At 74.0% G+C, this 16,429-nt stretch carries 14 protein-coding genes and 3 tRNA genes; 9 read left to right on the forward strand and 8 right to left on the reverse strand.

Annotation, left to right across the window (positions count from 1 at the left end; translation table 11 throughout):
- Positions 1-104: 104 nt before the first annotated feature.
- From ABD665_RS13890 to ABD665_RS13910, 5 genes are all read right to left on the reverse strand, one after another.
- Positions 105-1,763, reverse strand: coding sequence for a GTPase (locus tag ABD665_RS13890; protein ID WP_204913247.1), 1,659 nt, complete (start codon positions 1,761-1,763; stop codon positions 105-107).
- Complete coding sequence (locus ABD665_RS13895) at positions 1,763-3,634, reverse strand: ABC transporter (RefSeq protein ID WP_204913248.1); 1,872 nt, start codon at positions 3,632-3,634, stop codon at positions 1,763-1,765. Before ABD665_RS13895 ends, ABD665_RS13890 begins: the two co-directional genes overlap by 1 nt.
- Before the next feature lie 14 nt (positions 3,635-3,648).
- The gene (locus tag ABD665_RS13900) at positions 3,649-5,118 is read right to left on the reverse strand and encodes a PrsW family glutamic-type intramembrane protease (RefSeq protein ID WP_204913249.1); all 1,470 of its coding nucleotides are present in this window, start codon (positions 5,116-5,118) and stop codon (positions 3,649-3,651) included.
- Positions 5,119-5,164: 46 nt separating this feature from the next.
- Positions 5,165-5,854, reverse strand: coding sequence for an alpha/beta fold hydrolase (locus ABD665_RS13905; RefSeq protein ID WP_204913250.1), 690 nt, complete (start codon positions 5,852-5,854; stop codon positions 5,165-5,167).
- A 40-nt stretch (positions 5,855-5,894) separates the two neighbouring features.
- Positions 5,895-5,968, reverse strand: a tRNA-Arg gene (locus ABD665_RS13910).
- Positions 5,969-6,062: 94 nt separating this feature from the next.
- Between ABD665_RS13910 and ABD665_RS13915 the strand changes: the two genes are divergently transcribed.
- The 9 genes from ABD665_RS13915 (at position 6,063) to ABD665_RS13955 (ending at position 13,588) form a co-directional block, all read left to right on the forward strand.
- Positions 6,063-7,259, forward strand: coding sequence for an MFS transporter (locus ABD665_RS13915; protein ID WP_204913251.1), 1,197 nt, complete (start codon positions 6,063-6,065; stop codon positions 7,257-7,259).
- 172 nt (positions 7,260-7,431) lie between these two features.
- Complete coding sequence (gene orn / locus ABD665_RS13920; RefSeq protein ID WP_204913252.1) at positions 7,432-8,094, forward strand: oligoribonuclease; 663 nt, start codon at positions 7,432-7,434, stop codon at positions 8,092-8,094.
- A 79-nt stretch (positions 8,095-8,173) separates the two neighbouring features.
- Positions 8,174-8,249, forward strand: a tRNA-His gene (locus tag ABD665_RS13925).
- 49 nt (positions 8,250-8,298) lie between these two features.
- Positions 8,299-8,865: a superinfection immunity protein gene (locus tag ABD665_RS13930; protein WP_204913253.1), complete on the forward strand. Its 567-nt coding sequence runs from the start codon at positions 8,299-8,301 to the stop codon at positions 8,863-8,865.
- 148 nt (positions 8,866-9,013) lie between these two features.
- Complete coding sequence (locus tag ABD665_RS13935) at positions 9,014-10,177, forward strand: MurT ligase domain-containing protein (protein ID WP_204914890.1); 1,164 nt, start codon at positions 9,014-9,016, stop codon at positions 10,175-10,177.
- 23 nt (positions 10,178-10,200) lie between these two features.
- Positions 10,201-10,965, forward strand: coding sequence for a glutamine amidotransferase (locus ABD665_RS13940; RefSeq protein WP_204914892.1), 765 nt, complete (start codon positions 10,201-10,203; stop codon positions 10,963-10,965).
- A 47-nt stretch (positions 10,966-11,012) separates the two neighbouring features.
- A complete protein-coding gene (locus ABD665_RS13945; protein WP_344742459.1) occupies positions 11,013-11,897 on the forward strand; it encodes an aldo/keto reductase in 885 nt (294 codons plus the stop codon).
- A gap of 9 nt (positions 11,898-11,906) precedes the next feature.
- The gene (locus ABD665_RS13950) at positions 11,907-13,460 is read left to right on the forward strand and encodes an FAD-dependent oxidoreductase (protein WP_204913254.1); all 1,554 of its coding nucleotides are present in this window, start codon (positions 11,907-11,909) and stop codon (positions 13,458-13,460) included.
- Between the two features lie 52 nt (positions 13,461-13,512).
- A tRNA-Lys gene (locus tag ABD665_RS13955) sits at positions 13,513-13,588 on the forward strand.
- A gap of 248 nt (positions 13,589-13,836) precedes the next feature.
- On the opposite strand, the gene ABD665_RS13960 is transcribed toward ABD665_RS13955, so the two are convergent.
- The 3 genes from ABD665_RS13960 to ABD665_RS13970 all read right to left on the reverse strand — a co-directional run bounded on the left by ABD665_RS13960 (position 13,837) and on the right by ABD665_RS13970 (position 16,413).
- Positions 13,837-14,319 (reverse strand): VOC family protein, encoded by a 483-nt coding sequence (locus ABD665_RS13960; protein ID WP_204913255.1) that lies wholly within the window; start codon positions 14,317-14,319, stop codon positions 13,837-13,839.
- Between the two features lie 82 nt (positions 14,320-14,401).
- On the reverse strand, positions 14,402-15,334 hold the full coding sequence (locus ABD665_RS13965) for a carbohydrate ABC transporter permease (protein ID WP_425562167.1): 933 nt from the start codon (positions 15,332-15,334) through the stop codon (positions 14,402-14,404).
- A complete protein-coding gene (locus ABD665_RS13970; protein ID WP_204913256.1) occupies positions 15,334-16,413 on the reverse strand; it encodes an ABC transporter permease subunit in 1,080 nt (359 codons plus the stop codon). Before ABD665_RS13970 ends, ABD665_RS13965 begins: the two co-directional genes overlap by 1 nt.
- Positions 16,414-16,429: the final 16 nt, after the last annotated feature.

A 16,429-nucleotide genomic window follows, 5' to 3' on the forward strand; every position in this document is an offset into this window, starting at 1 on the left:
GCCGCGCCGCCGCCGGTTGCCCGACGCTCGTCGGACAGGAAGGGCCGATGTCGACCCTTTCGGCCGCACCGGCGTCGGAAAAGCGGCGGGAAGTGCTTCCGCCCTCAGCCCCGGGCGCGCAGGATCGCGGACCGTGCGGCCTCGTAGCGGGCCAGCTCGGCGCGGACGGGGACCAGGACCTGGTCCTCGCTGACCCTCGCGACGGAGGCCAGCAGGCGTTGGCGGGCGAGCCGGGCTCGGCGGTGCGCGCCGACGACGACGCCGATCCGGGCGAGGGCGGCGACGACCAGGCCGGCCACGACTCCGCCGATCACGAGGACGGTGGGCGCGGGCAGCCGCCACCAGAGGACGTCGGGCAGCGGCGGCAGCCGGAGGTACGCCAGCAGGAACGCCGCGCCGAGCCAGCCCAGGCCGACGAGGACCGCCGCGACGAGGACCCACTGCAGGACCCGGACGACGTTCCACCAGCGGCGGTGCCGGTCGACGTCGAGGTCCGTGGTGGCCACGGCCCGGTCGAGGGCGTCGGACAGCCCCGCCCCCGAACGTCGCGTGGTCGCGCGGACCGCGTCGGACCAGCCCCGCCGCAGGCCGTCCGAGGCCTCGTCGGCGAGCGTGCGCAGGGCGGTGTCGACCCGCGCCTGCTGCACGCCGGACCGGGCCGGCAGCGAGGTGCGCGAGGTCGACGTCGGCGACGCGATCTCCTTGCGGCCCCGGCTCCCGAGCCGCAGGCGGCGCAGCGGGTCCGGCTTGAACTTGGCGACCCAGGCGAGCACCGGCCAGCCCGTGGCGAGCCCGCCGCGCAGCCGCCAGGCCTGGTCGACGGCCTGCGTCACGACGGGGACGCCCGCGGCCTCGCCCAGCTGGGTGTCGAGGGTCTGGACCGTACGGCGGCTGAGCTCGGGCGCCGGGTCGGTCCCCGAGGCCGACTCCAGCCGCGTCGCGACCGCGCCCACGTCGGCGGCGAGGCGGGCGGCGGCGGCGCGCTTGCCGGCGACGACCCGCCCCAGCCGGGCGAGCAGCGTGTCGAGGCCCTGGCCGGTGGTGGCCGAGACGCCGAGCACCTCCACGCCGCCGAGCCCCTCGGAGTCGAGCAGCCGGCGCAGGTCACGCAGGCAGGCCGCACGGGCGTCGGGAGCGAGCGTGTCGATCTGGTTGAGCACCACGAGCATCACGGCGGCGTGACCGGCCAACGGGCGCAGGTAGCGCTCGTGCAGGGCGCCGTCGGCGTACTTCTGCGGGTCGACGACCCAGACCAGGACGTCGACCAGCGCGACGAGGCGGTCGACCTCGGTCCGGTGCTCGGCCGCCGTGGAGTCGTGGTCCGGCAGGTCGAGCAGCACGAGCCCGTCGAGCTCGGGGCCGCCGGCCGCGGAGGCGCCGACGACGTGGCGGCGGCGGACCTGCAGCCAGTCGAGCAGCTCCTCCCCCGCGTCCTCGCCCCAGGTCGCGGCCATGGTGGACGAGGTGGTCGGCCGGCGCACGCCGACCGTGGCGAGGTCGGTCCCGGTCAGCGCGTTGAAGGTGCTCGACTTGCCCGACCCGGTCGCCCCGGCGAGCGCGACCACGGTGGCGCCGCCCGACAGCGCGAGCCGTCGGTCGACCTGGAGCCCGACCCGGTACGCCTCGTCGACCACCTCGGTCGACACGCGGCCCTCGCAGGCCTCCGCAGCCTCCCGCAGCGCGCGGACGCGGTCGGTCAGCGCGGTCGTCGGGTCGCGCCGCTGCAGCAGCCCGCGACCCCGGGTCACGAGGGTCCCGGCCATCAGCGCAGCTCGCGGGTGAGGTCGGGCTCGACCAGCTCGGCGTCCACCACGTCGTCGTCCGCGTCGTCACCCGTCCCGAGACCGAGCGGCGGCGGTCCCGCGGTGAGCGCGGGCACGGCGTCCGGGCCGCGCAGGGCGTCGGCCGAGGCGCCGACGGGCGGGACAGAACGGGCCGCGTCGACCGCGTACGCGACCTCGCGCAGGGCGGGCCCGAGCCCGGCGTCGACGCCCAGCCCGTCGAGCAGGACGTGGTAGCGCAGCAGCTCCTCGGCCATCAGCGCCTCGACCCGGGCGTCGAGCTCGGCCTTGGCGGTCTCGGCGAGCCGGCGGACCGCCTGGTCGCCGAACACGGCCTCCAGCACCCGCTGGGCGAGGATCGCCGTGCCGCCGGCGACACCGACCTCGGCGCCCACCAGGCCGCCCGTGTGCGCGAAGACGAGGATCATCAGCGCGACCCCGACGCCGTTCACGCCGAACGCGAGAAAGCGGGCGCGCGAGCGCTTGCTCATCCCCTCGTCGGCGACGAGGTTCAGCACGGCGCCCTGCCAGTCGCGGATCATCTGCTCGGCGCGGAGCCGGAGCTCCGGCGAGCTGTGCGAGAGGTCCGCCGGCGTCCGACCCAGGACGTCCCGCCCGGCCGCGGTCGACTGCCAGGACGACTCCGCACGCTCGGCGGCCGCGTCCGCCTCCTGCACGAGCAGCGACTCGAGCCCGGACTCGACGGCGACCTTGAGGTCGCGAGCTCCCGCAGGCTCGCCCTTGATCGCGGCGACCACGCGGTCGCGCAGCCAGCCGACCTTCGACTCCAGCGACCGGAAGAACTCCCCCGTCCCCACGAAGTCGTGCCAGCGCGCCAGCACCTCTCCGCGCAGCAGGGTGCCGTCCTCGGTCTGCACCCCGACGGTGCGGACGGCCTCGGCGTACGAGCGGTCGACCTCGGCGCGCAGCTGGTCGACCGCCTCGGCCTGCTCGTCGGCGGCGAGGGCGATGGCCGGCGTCCGGTCGACGAGCGAGCCGACGGCGCCGTCCAGCGTCTGCTGGACCACCGCGGCCCGGCGCGAGCGGTCCTGCGAAAGGGCACCGAGCCACCCCCGGATGGGCGCCACGGCGGCGTCGGGGAGCAGGCCGTCGGCGTCCACGGCGGTCTCGGGCACGGCGAACAGCGGCGAGTCGGCCAGACCGCGCTCGCTCATCATCTGGCCGAGGTGCGGCGGGACGTCGCGCATCGCGCGCGGCGGCACCCGGTCGAGGACCACGGCGACGGCGGCGCTGCGGGCCGCCGCGGCGACGAGGTAGTCCCACGGGACGGCGTCGGCGTAGCGGGCGGCCGACGTGACGAACAGCCACAGGTCGGCCGCGTCGAGGAGCTGGGCGGCGAGCTGACGGTTCTCCGCGACCACGGAGTCGACGTCCGGCGCGTCCAGGATGGCCAGGCCGCGCGGCACGGCGTCCAGGGCCACGAGCTCGAGGTCACGCGTCCGGCGACCGGAACCCGTGGAGCGTGCGAGCCCCGGCAGGACCCGGTCGTCGGTGAACCAGCGGGCGTCGTCGGGGTGGTGGACCAGCACGGGGGCCCGGGTCGTCGGCCGGATCACGCCCGGCTCGCTGACGCGGTGCCGCACGAGGGAGTTCACGAGGGTGGACTTGCCCGCGCCGGTCGAGCCGCCGACGACGGTCAGGACGGGGGCGTCGATGGACGCGAGCCGCGGCAGCACGTAGTCGTCGAGCTGGAACCCGATCTGCGCGGCCGCCGCCTGCTGCGCCGCCGCCTCGGGCAGCGGGAGCGGCAGCCGGGCCGCCGTGACCACCGCCTGGAGGCGCACCAGCGCCAGCTCGAGCGGCGTACGGATCCGCGCCGGTACGTCCGCCATGGCTAGCGCTGCTCCTACTCGCCGGGAGGCTTCCAGCTGGGGTCGACCTCTGAGTAACGGGTAGCAGTCTGCCCCAACGCACCCGTGGGTCCGGGCGCCGCGCCCGGCGCCGGGAAGCTGCCGCCGAGCCCGGCTGGCCCGGGGAAGGCCGGGGGCGCGTACGCGGGGACCGCGGCCCGCCGGCCGGCGCCCCGGCGCAGGCGCAGCCACGGGTACGCGGCGCGCCCGACGGGCGTGATCACCGCGCGCGGGCGGAGCGTGCGCAGCTGGGCGAGCAGGACCCGTTCACGGCGCTGGCCGGCGGCGTCGACGAGCCCGCGGTCCATGGAGTCGCGCAGGTAGGCGAGCTCGGTGACGGTCCGCTGCAGCCGCACGGTGGCGAGGAGCGTCGCGGGTCCCGCGAACAGCGCGTGCCAGGTGGCGCGGGTCCGGGTGCGCAGACGTGACAGCGGCTGCGGGTCGTCGGGCTCGAGCCAGCCGACGCGGACGTAGTCGCCCAGGCGGGTCCGGATCAGCCGGCCCTCGCGGAACAGCTGCCGCACGACGAAACCGACGAGGCCGAGCACGAGCGGGATCGCCACGAAGATCAGCACGAGCACCTGCTGGGTGCCCGACAGCAGGCTGGCCGCCGTGTTGAACGACATGTGCAGGAGCGCCGCGACGAGGAAGCCGGCGAGCGGGGCGACGACGCGCACGGTCTTCGACTTCGAGCGCAGCGCCACGGCCAGGCCGATGCCGGTCATCGAGGTGAAGAGCGGGTGGCCGAACCAGGTGATCAACCCGCGCAGCACGAACGTCTGGTGGAGCGCCTGCTCCGGGGAGACCGAGCCGATGGTGCGCGCGGCGTACCGGTAGGCGCGGCCGTAGTAGAGGATGTTCTCGACGAAGGCGAACGCGGCGCCCGAGAGCCCGGCGAGGACGATGCCGCTGAGCCGGCTGACCCAGGCGTAGCGCATCAGGATCGCGAGCCAGAAGAGCACGGACGCCTTGGCCGCCTCCTCGACGAACGGGGCCACGAAGATCGCGGCCCGCGCGCCGGTGGCGGGGTCGCCGTCCCCGATGATCGACAGGTGCCCGGCGGCCCAGGTGTTCACGCCGGCGGCGACGTAGGTCGCGACGCAGGCGCCCCAGCCGAAGGTCATGAGCCAGACCCAGAAGCGCTGCGGGCGGAAGCGGTCGGCCCAGAGGAAGAGCAGCGACAGCGGGATCGCGGTGATGGCCGCGTACTTCGCCGCGATCGGCACGGCCTCGCGCCCGAGGCCCGGCAGCACGCCGCCCGGCACCTCCTGGTCGGGCACGACCTGGCGGTAGAGCAGGACCAGGCACACCGCGTACGCGATCGCCATGACCAGCGTCAGCCACGCCATGCGCGAGCGGAGCAGCCGTCGCGGCAGGGGCTGGGTCAGGTCGGCCTCGGCCGGGAGCCCGTTGCGGGCCTCCTCCCGGCTGCGGCGCGGGACACGCACGGCGACCGGGGCGGACATGGGAGAAAGGATAGGCGGCGACCGGTGCGCACCGGCCGGGAAGCGGCTACTTCGCCAGCGGGGCGAGGAAGGGCCGGACCACCTGCAGGAAGGCGCTCGGCCGTTCCGCGTGCGGGGTGTGCCCGAGGTCCAGGCTCACGAACCGCGCGTCCGGCATCGCGTTCGCCAGGTCGCGCATCCGGCCCTGGTCGTACGGTCCGGACGTGCCGCCGACGACCAGCGTGCGGACGCGGAGCTCGTTGGCCAGCTGCCACCAGTCGGGGTGCGGCGCGTTCAGCCAGCGCCGGATGGCGATGACGGCCTTCCAGTCCCAGCGGCCCTCGGGGTCCGGGCCGAGCGGCAGCTCGAGCGGCGGCTTGACGGCGTCCGGCGGCGGCATCTCCTCCAGCACCAGCATCCGCAGCCGGTCCGGGTGGCCGGTCGCGACGAGGAAGGCGACCAGCGCACCGCTCGAGTGCCCCACGAGGATCGCGCCGAGGATCCCGAGCGCGTCCATGAACTTCACGACGTCGTCGGCCATGAGCGGCAGCGAGTAGTCGTCCGGCCACTCGCTGTCGGCGCGGCCCCGCAGGTCCAGCGCGATCACCCGGAAGTGCTCGCCGAGCCCGGGGGCGACGTGCCTCCACGTGGTGGAGTCGGAGGTGGTGCCGTGGAGCAGGAGCAGGACGGCTCCGTCGGGGCGCCCCCACTCGCGGTAGCGCAGCGTGGGTCCGTCGGCCAGCTCCACGGTCGGCATGGCCCGAACCCTAGCGGAGCCGGCCCCGGGCACGAGGGGGCACGCCTGGAGGGACTCGAACCCCCAACCGGCGGGGTAGAAACCCGCTGCTCTGTCCAGTTGAGCTACAGGCGCTGGACCTCCATCGTAAGGGCGGAGGGCCCCGACGGACCCGTCCGAGGGCCGAACCCCGGGCCGACGCATCGTCGGGCTCAGTAAGTTCGACCCGGTGAGCCAGCCCGCCGAGCCCGTCAGCTGGCGGTCCATCGCGATCCCCGCGTACGGGCCGACCATCCTGGTGTCGATCGGGCAGGGCGCGACGCTGCCGCTGGTGGCGCTGTCGGCCCGCGACCTGGGGGCCAGCGTCGGGGTCGCCGCGTTCGTCGTCGCGCTGATCGGGATCGGCCAGCTGCTCGGCGACCTGCCCGCCGGGGCCCTCGCCGCGCGGATCGGCGAGCAGAAGGCCCTCGTCGGGGCCTGCGTCGTGGACGCCGCCGCCCTCACCACCGCGTTCCTCGCCCGCTCGCTCTGGCTGCTCGCGCTGGCGATCCTCGTCACCGGTCTCGCCGGCGCGGTCTTCAGCCTCGCCCGGCAGGCCTACCTCACCGAGACGGTCCCCATGCGGATGCGGGCCCGGGCGCTGTCGACGCTCGGGGGGACGTTCCGGGTCGGGCTGTTCCTCGGTCCCTTCGTCGGGGCCGCGCTGGTCTCGCGCGGCGAGATCGGGCGGGCGTACGCCTTCGCCGCCGGCATGAGCCTCGCGGCGGCCGCGCTGACCGCCTTCCTGCCGGACGTCACCCGCACCCGCCGCACCGAGCGCGCCGGGACAGGGGTCGCGCACTCCTCGGTCCTGTCGGTGCTGCGCGAGCACCGACGGACGCTCCTCACGCTGGGCACCGGCGTGCTGATCATCTCCGCCGCCCGCGCCACACGGCAGACGATCGTGCCGCTCTGGGCGGCGTCCCAGGGGCTCTCCCCCGCGACGGTCAGCCTGGTCTACGGGGTGTCGGCCGGGGTCGACATGCTGCTCTTCTATCCGGGCGGCGCGATCATGGACCGCTACGGCCGGGTCTTCGTCGCGGTGCCGTCGATGGTCGTCCTGGGGCTGGGCTTCCTGCTGCTGCCCCTCACGCACGTCACCCCCGCGATCGCCGCCGTCGCCGGGCTGATGGGCCTCGGCAACGGCATCTCGGCGGGCGTGGTGATGACCCTCGGCGCCGACGTGGCGCCGGCGGAGTCGCGGACGCAGTTCCTGGGCGGGTGGCGGCTCTGCGCCGACCTCGGCAACGCCGCGGGGCCGCTGATCGTCAGCGGGGTCACGGTGGTCGCGCCCCTGGCCGCGGCGGCGATCACGATGGGCCTGCTCACCTGGACGGGCGTCGCCTGGCTCGCCCGCTGGATCCCCCGCCGTCCAGAGACTTCATGAGCGGACGGTGTCGAGGTCTCCGGCAATCGGACGCCGCCCAGGCACGCACCTCGCTGCGTCCTCCTCGGTCGAGAGACGACCCGGTATCCCTTCCTCGTCGTCCTGGCGATGCACGCACCTGGACGACGCCGACGAACCGGACACCTCGACACCGCCCACTAAAGTGACATCGGTGAAGGACTACCTCGTCTGGGTCGACTGCGAGATGACCGGCCTCGACCTCGAGCGTGACGAGCTCGTCGAGGTGGCGGCGCTCGTCACCGACGGCCAGCTCAACGTGCTCGGCGACGGCATCGACGTGATCATCAAGCCCAGCGCAGCGGCGCTCGACAACATGGGCGACTTCGTCCGCACCATGCACGAGCACTCCGGGCTGCTGCCCGAGCTCGACGGCGGCACGACCCTGGCCGACGCCGAGGAGCAGGTGCTCGACTACATCCGCACCTTCGTCCCCGAGCCGCGTCGCGTGCCGCTGGCCGGCAACTCGATCGGCACGGACCGGGCGTTCCTGGCCGTCGGCATGCCGACGCTCGAGGCGTACGTGCACTACCGCAACGTGGACGTCTCCAGCGTCAAGGAGCTCGCCCGACGGTGGTTCCCGCGGGCCTACTACGCGGCGCCCGCCAAGACCGGCAACCACCGCGCGCTCGCCGACGTCCAGGAGTCGATCGAGGAGCTGCGCTACTACCGCGACGCGGTCTTCGTGCCGCTGCCAGGACCCGACTCGGCCAGCGCGCGCACGCTCGCCGCCAAGCACCAGGCCGCCATCACGGGTGCGCCCGGGACGGACGCGGAGGCGCGGGACGACGCGGCGAAGGACGCTCCGGCGGAATGATTTCGGCGCCCGGGCCGGGGACCACTACACTCGTCGCTGCGCAGCGACCCGCCCGTCAGGCCGGGCTCGCGACGTCTTGGTGGGTGTAGCTCAGTTGGTAGAGCACCTGGTTGTGGTCCAGGTGGCCGCGGGTTCAAGTCCCGTCACTCACCCCATGTCGTCGAACCGCCCGCGGGTGGTTCGCCTGGCCGTCAGGATCTGCAGATGAGCTACCAGCAGCCGTACGGCTACCCGGCCACCGGCCCGCAGACGCAGGTCCTCGTCCCCGCCTACCGGTGCTCCACGGCCCACGTCGTCATCGCCTGGGTCCTCACGGCGCTCACCGGCCTCTACCTGCTCCCCTGGGCCGTCTCCGCCACGCGCAACCGGTCGAACGTCGCCGCCACCGCGATGGTCAACCTCTTCCTCGGCTGGACGCTCGTCGGCTGGGTCGTCGCCCTGGTCATGGCCTGCGGGAGCGAGCGACCGGTCGTCGTCGTGCAGACGTACGGCCCGCCGCAGCAGCCCTGGCCGAGCCAGCAGCAGGTCCAGCCGCCGGTCCAGCAGCCGTGGGTCCAGGCGCCGCAACAGCAGCCGTGGGTGCAGCCGCAGCCCTGGTCGCCGACCCCGCCGCCCGCCCTGCCCGCCGCGCCGACGCACGACTCCTACCCGTCCTACCCGTCGTACCCGTCGTACCCGTCGGAGCCGGAGCACACGACGGTCGACCCCCTCGGCACCGAGCCGACGCAGCAGCTGCCCCGCTCGCCGTGGGAGCCCGACCATCGGCGCTGACGTCCTCGCTCCCGCACGGCACCGACGGAACCTCCCGCCGGTCGCCCGTGCCCGGCTGCGAGGCGCGATCTGGGCCGGGCGCGCGGCCGCGCTGGTCTCCCGCATGTCGGGCCGCGGCTCCGGCGCCTCGATCCGTGGCCAGGTGATGCTGCGGCTCGACCCGCAGGCGCTAGGTGAGCTCGTGGCCGGCCGGCGGGTCGCGATGGTGTCGGGCACCAACGGCAAGACCACCACCACGCACTTCCTCGCCGCCGCCGTACGCCAGGCGCTCGGCCCCGACACGGGCCGGCTCGTGCACAACGCCGACGGCGCCAACCTGCACGGGGGTATCGCGTCCGCCCTCGGCGAGGCCCCGCACGCCGACCTGGCGATCCTCGAGACCGACGAGCGGGTCGTCGCCGACCTCGTCCGGCTCGGGCGACCCGAGGTCCTCGTGCTGCTGAACTTCAGCCGCGACCAGCTCGACCGGAACCACGAGATCAAGGGCCTGGGCCGCAGCTGGCGGGAGGCGCTGGCGACCGCCGGTCACGACGGGCCCGTGGTCGTGGCCAACGCGGCCGAGCCGCTCATCGTCTGGGCCGTCGGCACCGCCCGGGAGGTGGTCTGGGTCGACACCGCGGCCACCTGGACCCAGGACGCCGCGCTCTGCCCGCAGTGCGGCGCGCCGCTGCTGCGCGAGCAGCCCGAGCAGGCGGCGGACGGCACCCACACGGCCGGTGGGCACTGGCGCTGCAGCCGCTGCGACCTCGCCCAGCCCACCGCGACCTACCGGGTCGTCGGCGACACGATCGTCCTGCCGGACGCCTCGGTCGTCACCCCGGCGCTGAACGTGCCCGGCGGCTTCAACGTCTCGAACGCCGCCTGCGCCCTCGCCGCCGCCGACCTGCTCGGCATCGACCCGGAGACGGCGCTCGCGGGCATGCGCACCGTGAGCGCGCCCGCCGGCCGCTTCGGCACGGCGACGATCTCCGGCAGCCGGGCCCGGCTGCTGCTGGCCAAGAACCCGGCCGGCTGGGCGGAGGCGCTCCCGCTCGCCACCTCGGGGACGGTCGTGCTGGCCATCGACTCCGCCGCCGCCGACGGCCGCGACGTGTCCTGGCTGTGGGACGTCGAGTACGAGCAGCTGGCCGGGCGTTCCGTCGTCGCGACCGGGCCGCGCGCCGCCGACCTCGCCGTCCGCCTCACGTACGCCGGCGTCGAGCACCGGACCGTGCCCGACCTCGCCGAGGCGCTGCGCGACCACCCCGAGCCGGTCGACGTCGTCGCGACCTACACCCCGTTCCAGCGGCTGCGGAAGCTGGGCGGGCTGTGAGCACCCCGGGGGCCCTGGTCGACGTGGCCGGGGAGTACGGCCCGGTCGACGGGCCCCGCGTCGAGATCGTCCTCGTCTACCAGTCGCTGCTCGGCATCTACGGCGACCGCGGCAACGCGACGGTGCTGGCGCGCCGGCTCGCCTGGCGCGGCTTCGACGCGGTGCTGACCGTGGTGGAGCCGGGCGAGCCGCTGCCCGACACCGGTCACGTCTACCTGCTCGGCGGCGGGGAGGACGCGGCCCAGGTGTCCGCGGTCCGCGCGCTCCAGGCCGACGGCGGGCTGCACCGCGCGGTCGACCGCGGCGCGGTGGTGTTCGCGGTGTGCGCCGGCTACCAGATCGCGGGGCGGACGTTCACCGTCGGCGACCCCACTGTGCCGGGCGGGGAGGACCAGGTCATCGAGGGCCTCGGGCTGCTCGACGTCACCACCACCCGCGGTCCCCGGCGCGCGGTCGGGGAGATCCTCAGCCGCTGGCATGGGCATGACGGTGAGCCGTCGTTGCTCACCGGCTTCGAGAACCACGGCGGCTGGACGCGGCTCGGCCCCGACGCCTCTCCGCTCGCCGACGTCGAGGTGGGGATCGGCAACGCCGACGACGGCACAGAGGGTGCGGTGTCGGGGACGGTCGTGGCGACCTACCCCCACGGCCCCGTGCTCGCCCGGAACCCCGCCCTCGCCGACCACCTGCTCACCCTCGCCCTCGGCGAGGAGCTCGCCCCGCTCCCCCGGCCCGAGATCGAGACGCTGCGCGCCCAGCGACTGGCCGCGGTCCGCGGCCTGCGCTGACCCTGGGCCGCACGGGTACCGAGCCGGCCGCTCGGTAGGGTCCGACGGTGCAGACCCGACAGCTCGGCCCCTTCACCGTCTCGGCGATCGGCCTCGGCGCCATGCCGATGTCCATGAACAACGACAGCGTCTACCCCGACCACGAGGACGCCGTCGCCACCGTGCAGGCCGCCCTCGACGCGGGGATCACCTTCATCGACACGGCCGACGTGTACGCCCCGACCTGGGACACCATGGGCCACAACGAGCGGATCGTCGGCGAGGCCGTCCGGACCTGGAGCGGCTCGGCCGACGACGTCGTCATCGGCTCGAAGGGCGGCATCGTCCGGGGCGAGGGCGAGACCCGGCGTCGCGACGGGTCCCTCGACTACCTCCGCTCCGCGGTGGAGAAGTCGCTCAGCGCGCTGGGCGTGGACCGGATCGATCTCTACCAGTGGCACCGGCCCGACCGGTGGATGGTCTACGGCCAGGTGATCGAGAACTTCAAGACGCTCCAGGACGAAGGCCTGATCACGGCGATCGGCATCTCCAACGCCAACGTCGAGGAGATCGAGGTCGCCATCCAGGTGCTGGGCGACGGCGGCCTGGCCAGCGTGCAGAACGAGTTCTCGCCGCGCTTCCGCTCCAGCCAGGACGAGCTCGACCTGTGCGCCGAGCACGGCATCGCCTTCCTGCCGTGGAGCCCGCTGGGCGGCACCGGCGGCGGCGCGACCGGCATCGGCCGTGAGTTCGCCACCTTCGCCGAGATCGGCGAGGCGCACGGCGTGAGCGCCCAGCAGGTGGTGCTCGCCTGGGAGCTGTCGCTGAGCGACGTCGTCATCCCGATCCCCGGGGCGCGGCGACCCGCGTCGATCACCGACTCCGCCAGGGCCGTCGACCTGCAGCTGAGCGAGGACGAGCTCGCGCGGTGCAGCGCCACCGGCCGGCCGTGAGGTAGCCGGGTGCCGACCACGGCTGAGCCCGACGTCGTGATCGTCGGGGGCGGCCACAACGCCCTCGTCGCCGCGGCCTACCTCGCGCAGGCCGGACGCCGCGTCGTCGTTCTGGAGGCGCGCGACGAGCTCGGCGGCGCGGTGGCCGGCGCGCGGCTCTTCCCGGGCGTCGACGCCCGGGTCTCGCGGTTCTCCTACCTCGTCTCGCTGCTCCCCGACCAGGTCGTCGCCGACCTGGGTCTCGACCTCGAGCTCCGGTCACGCCGCGTCGCCTCGTACACCCCGATCCCGTACGGGGACCTCCTCGTCGGGGACGGCGAGGAGGCCACCCGGCGCTCCTTCACCGCGCTGACCGGAGACCCGGCCGCGTACGAGGCCTGGACGGGCTTCTACGCCCGCGTCGCGGAGCTGGCCGCCGTCGTGGCCCCGACCCTGACCGAGCCGCTCCCCCGGGCCGCGGACCTGCGGGCCCGCGTGCCCGCCGACGTCTGGCGGGACCTGGTCGAGCGCCCGGTCGGCGAGGTGCTCGAGCGGACGTTCAGCGACGACACCGTGCGCGGCGTCGTGCTCACGGACGCCCTGATCGGCACCTTCGCGCGCGCGGACGACGCGAGCCTCGTGCAGAACCGCTGCTTCCTCTACCACCTCGTCGGCAACGGCACGGGCGAGTGGCGCGTGCCCGTCGGCGGCATGGGCCGGGTCGCCGACGAGCTCGTCCGCGCGGCCCGGCACGCCGGCGCGGACCTGCGGACCGGAACGGTGGTCACGCGGATCACGCCGCTCCTCGGCGGCGGCGCCGAGGTCACGCTGGCCGACGGTTCCCGTCTCGGCGCCCCGATCGTTCTGCTCGGCTGCGCGCCGGCCGTCGCGGCCCGCCTGCTCGGCGAAGGCACGGTCCCCGCGGACGAGCCCGAGGGCAGCCAGCTCAAGGTCAACCTGCTGCTGCGCCGTCTCCCCCGGCTCCGGTCCGGCGTCGACCCGGCCACCGCCTTCGCCGGCACGCTGCACCTCGGCCAGGGCTACGCGCGTCTCGACGAGGCGTACGCGGAGGCCGCGGCCGGCGTGCTGCCCGACCCGCTGCCGAGCGAGGTCTACTGCCACACCCTCACCGACCCCTCGATCCTCGGCGAGGACCTGCGGGCGGGCGGGCACCAGACGCTGACCCTGTTCGGCGTGCACGCGCCCGCTCGGCTGTTCCGGGACGACCCGGACGGGATGCGCGACCGGGCCCGCGACGCGGCCCTGCGCGCGCTGCAGGCCGTGCTCGCCGAACCGCTCGAGGACTGCCTGGCGACCGACGCCGAGGGCCGACCCTGCGTCGAGGTCGTCACCCCCGTCGACCTCGAGGCGGATCTCCGGATGCCGGGCGGCCACATCTTCCACGGCGACCTCGCCTGGCCCTGGCTCGCGGACGGGACGGAGCCGCGTACGCCGGCCGAGGCCTGGGGCGTGGCGACGGCGCACCCGGGCGTGCTGCGGTGCGGTTCCGGGGCCGTCCGCGGCGGTGCCGTGAGCGGCCTGGGCGGGCAGAACGCCGCCATGGCCGTGCTCGCGGGCGCCTGACCCGGGACCGATTCGGGGTCTGGGCCCGGACGCTGGTAATGTCTGTCCTCGCGCGCCGCTAGCTCAACAGGCAGAGCAGCTGACTCTTAATCAGCGGGTTGGGGGTTCGATTCCCTCGCGGCGCACCAGACAGCCCCCGTCGTCCGGCCTCACGGCCACGGCGGGGGCTTTGTCGTCCCCCCTGGAACACTCGGCCCCACCATGCCTCGACGCAGGCCGGACCCGTTAGGGACGGCGGCCCACGGGTAGGGCGCAGACAGGGCGACGCACCACGCACGGGTGTCTCCGACACACCCGCCTCGGGTGCCGACCCCCAGGGCTCGACCGTCAAGCAGCCGGCGGCCGGGCTCGACCCCGACCCTCCGCCACTCCTCGGCTACGCGCCCAGCGGCCCCAGCAGCATCGCCGCCGCCCGTGCGCGGATCTCGTCGTCGGACATCCGCGTCGTCCGCAGCTCCTCGAGGACGGCGCGGTAGAGGTCGTTCGGGGCCTGGAGCTCGAGGGCGATGCCGTCGGGGTCGGTGAAGTTCAGGTGGTGGCCGAGCGCGACGTCCTGGATCGGGCCGCAGGGCACGCCCGCCGCGTGCAGCCGCTGCTCCCAGGCCACGAGCTCCTCGCGGGACGCGACGGCCAGACCGAGGTGGTCCAGGCCCGTCCGCAGCGCGCTGAACCGGTCGCCCGACGCTCCCTCGGGCCGCAGCAGGGCGACGGAGAAGCCCGAGCCCCGGTGCAGGCAGACGCGGGCGTGGCCGACGTCGAGCACCATGGTCAGGTCGAAGAGGTCGCAGTAGAAGTCCTGGCTGACGTCCAGGTCTCGCACCGTCAGCGCGACGTGGTTGATGCCGGCGAACGTGGGCACGTGACCTCCTCGGGAAGGCCGCAGGCCCGGTCACCGTGCGGTGACCGGGCCTGCGGGCTGTGCTTCTTTCCTGCTTGCTGACCTACTTGACGCCGCCCGCGGTGAGGCCGGCGACGATGCGGCGCTGGAAGAGCAGCACCGCGACCAGGAGCGGGACGGTCACGATCACACCGGCGGCCATGATCGTGCCGTACGGGGTGTCGAAGCCGGTCGTCCCGGTGAACTTGCTGATCGCCACCGTGGCGGTCTGGCGGTCCTGCGCCTGCAGGAACGTCAGGGCCAGGAGGTACTCGTTCCACGAGCCGATGAACACGATGATCGCCGTTGTGAACACGCCCGGCGCCGCGAGCGGCAGGATCACCTTGCGGAAGGCGACCCCCGGGGTGCAGCCGTCGACCATGGCCGCCTGCTCCAGCTCCACGGGGAGCTGCTTGAAGAAGGCCGTCAGGTTCCATACCGCCAGCGGCAGCCCGAAGCTCAGCCCCGGGATGATCACCGCCTGGTAGGTGTCGACCCACCGCGGGAACCACTCGAAGGGCTCCGTGGAGGAGAACATCTTCAGCAGCGGCGGGATCAGGACGACGATCGGGAACATCGAGCAGGCCATGATCACCCAGAGGACGCCGCCCTTGCCCTTGAAGGTCAGGCGGGCCAGCGCGTACGCGGCGACGATCCCGAACAGCAGGGTGAGGACGGTGGTCGTGCCCGAGACGATCAGCGAGTTGATCAGCGACCGGCCGAAGTTGTTCTGCCCCGAGAAGACGCCGGTGAAGTTCTGCACCGACACCGGGTTGGGGATGAACTGCGTGCTGCGGCCCTGGCTCGGGTCACGCAGCGCGGAGACGATCATCCAGTAGAACGGCAGGATGCAGTACAGGACGATGAGCCCCATGCCGACGTAGGACGCGATCATGCCGACCCGCGCCTTGCCGCTCGGCTTCTCCCGCGCCAGCGCGGCGACCTCGTCGGAGGTCAGGTGGCTCTGCGTCGGCGGAGGCGTGGTGGTGGTGGCCATCAGTGCGCCCCTCCCATCATCTCGAGGCCGGGCGCGGCTGCGTCCCCGCCCTTGCCGGCAGCGCTCTTGTCCTTGCCCTTCTTCTTCTTGGGCATTCCGGTGTCGCCGATGACGTCGGCCCCGAGGACCTTCACGAAGAGGAAGGCGATCAGCAGCACGTAGACGAACAGCACGATCGCGTACGCCGCGGCCGGGCCGTACCGGGTCTGGGTCGCCTCCAGGTAGGAGAAGACGGACACGGTCTCGGTGCGGTACTTGCCGAAGCCGATCATGCCGGCGGGCAGGTCGAACATCCGCAGAGTGTCGAGGGTGCGGAAGAGCACCGCGACGACCAGCGTCGGCTTGACCAGCGGCAGCGTGATCCGGACGAACTGCTGCCACGTCGTGGCGCCGTCGACCTTGGCCGCCTCGTAGACCTCGGCGGGGATGGTCTGCAGACCCGCGAGGGTCAGCAGCCCGATGAACGGTGCGGTCTTCCAGGTGTCGGCGATGACGACGGCCCAGAAGGAGGCGCCGGTGTCGGCGGTCCAGAGGACCTGGCTGCCGATGATCCGGTTCATGACGCCGTCGGCGTCGAAGATGAGCTTCCACATCAGCGCCGAGACGATGGTGGGGATGGCCCACGGGACGAGGATGCCCGCGCGGACGAGGCCGCGTCCCTTGAACGCCTTGGACATGATCAGCGCCATCGCGACGCCCAGGATCGTCTCCAGGATGACGCAGACGATGGTGATCGCCGTGGTGTTGAGGAAGGCGTTGACGAAGCGGTCGTGGGTCCCGAAGGAGCCCTGCACCGGGTTCGTGCCGGCGAAGATGGACGTGAAGTTGCCGAGACCGACGAACTTCTCGCCGCCGGCGACCATGCCCGTGACCGGGTCGACGCCGTTGTTGGTCTGGAAGAAGGACTCGCGGATCGACATGACGACCGGGATGCCGGCCACCACGAGGATCACGAGCAGGGTGGGAGCCAGGAGGATCCAGGCGAGCCGGCCCTGGCCGTCGCTCAGCGCGTTCTTCTTGGCCTTGTGCCCGCTCGGCTGAGCGGTCGTGACTTGTGGTTCCGCCGTGGCTGTGGCCATGCGGTGACCTCCTTGG

Source organism: Microlunatus spumicola, assembly GCF_039536445.1.
Lineage (GTDB): Bacteria > Actinomycetota > Actinomycetes > Propionibacteriales > Propionibacteriaceae > Microlunatus > Microlunatus spumicola.

Excerpts from the sequence above, each read along its gene's own strand:
- ABD665_RS13965 (WP_425562167.1), bottom strand. The coding sequence starts at position 15,334 with ATGGCCACCACCACCACGCCTCCGCCGACGCAGAGCCACCTGACCTCC.
- ABD665_RS13895 (WP_204913248.1), bottom strand. The coding sequence starts at position 3,634 with ATGGCGGACGTACCGGCGCGGATCCGTACGCCGCTCGAGCTGGCGCTG.
- ABD665_RS13905 (WP_204913250.1), bottom strand. The coding sequence starts at position 5,854 with ATGCCGACCGTGGAGCTGGCCGACGGACCCACGCTGCGCTACCGCGAG.
- ABD665_RS13970 (WP_204913256.1), bottom strand. The coding sequence starts at position 16,413 with ATGGCCACAGCCACGGCGGAACCACAAGTCACGACCGCTCAGCCGAGC.
- ABD665_RS13900 (WP_204913249.1), bottom strand. The coding sequence starts at position 5,118 with ATGTCCGCCCCGGTCGCCGTGCGTGTCCCGCGCCGCAGCCGGGAGGAG.
- ABD665_RS13930 (WP_204913253.1), top strand. The coding sequence starts at position 8,299 with ATGAGCTACCAGCAGCCGTACGGCTACCCGGCCACCGGCCCGCAGACG.
- ABD665_RS13890 (WP_204913247.1), bottom strand. The coding sequence starts at position 1,763 with ATGGCCGGGACCCTCGTGACCCGGGGTCGCGGGCTGCTGCAGCGGCGC.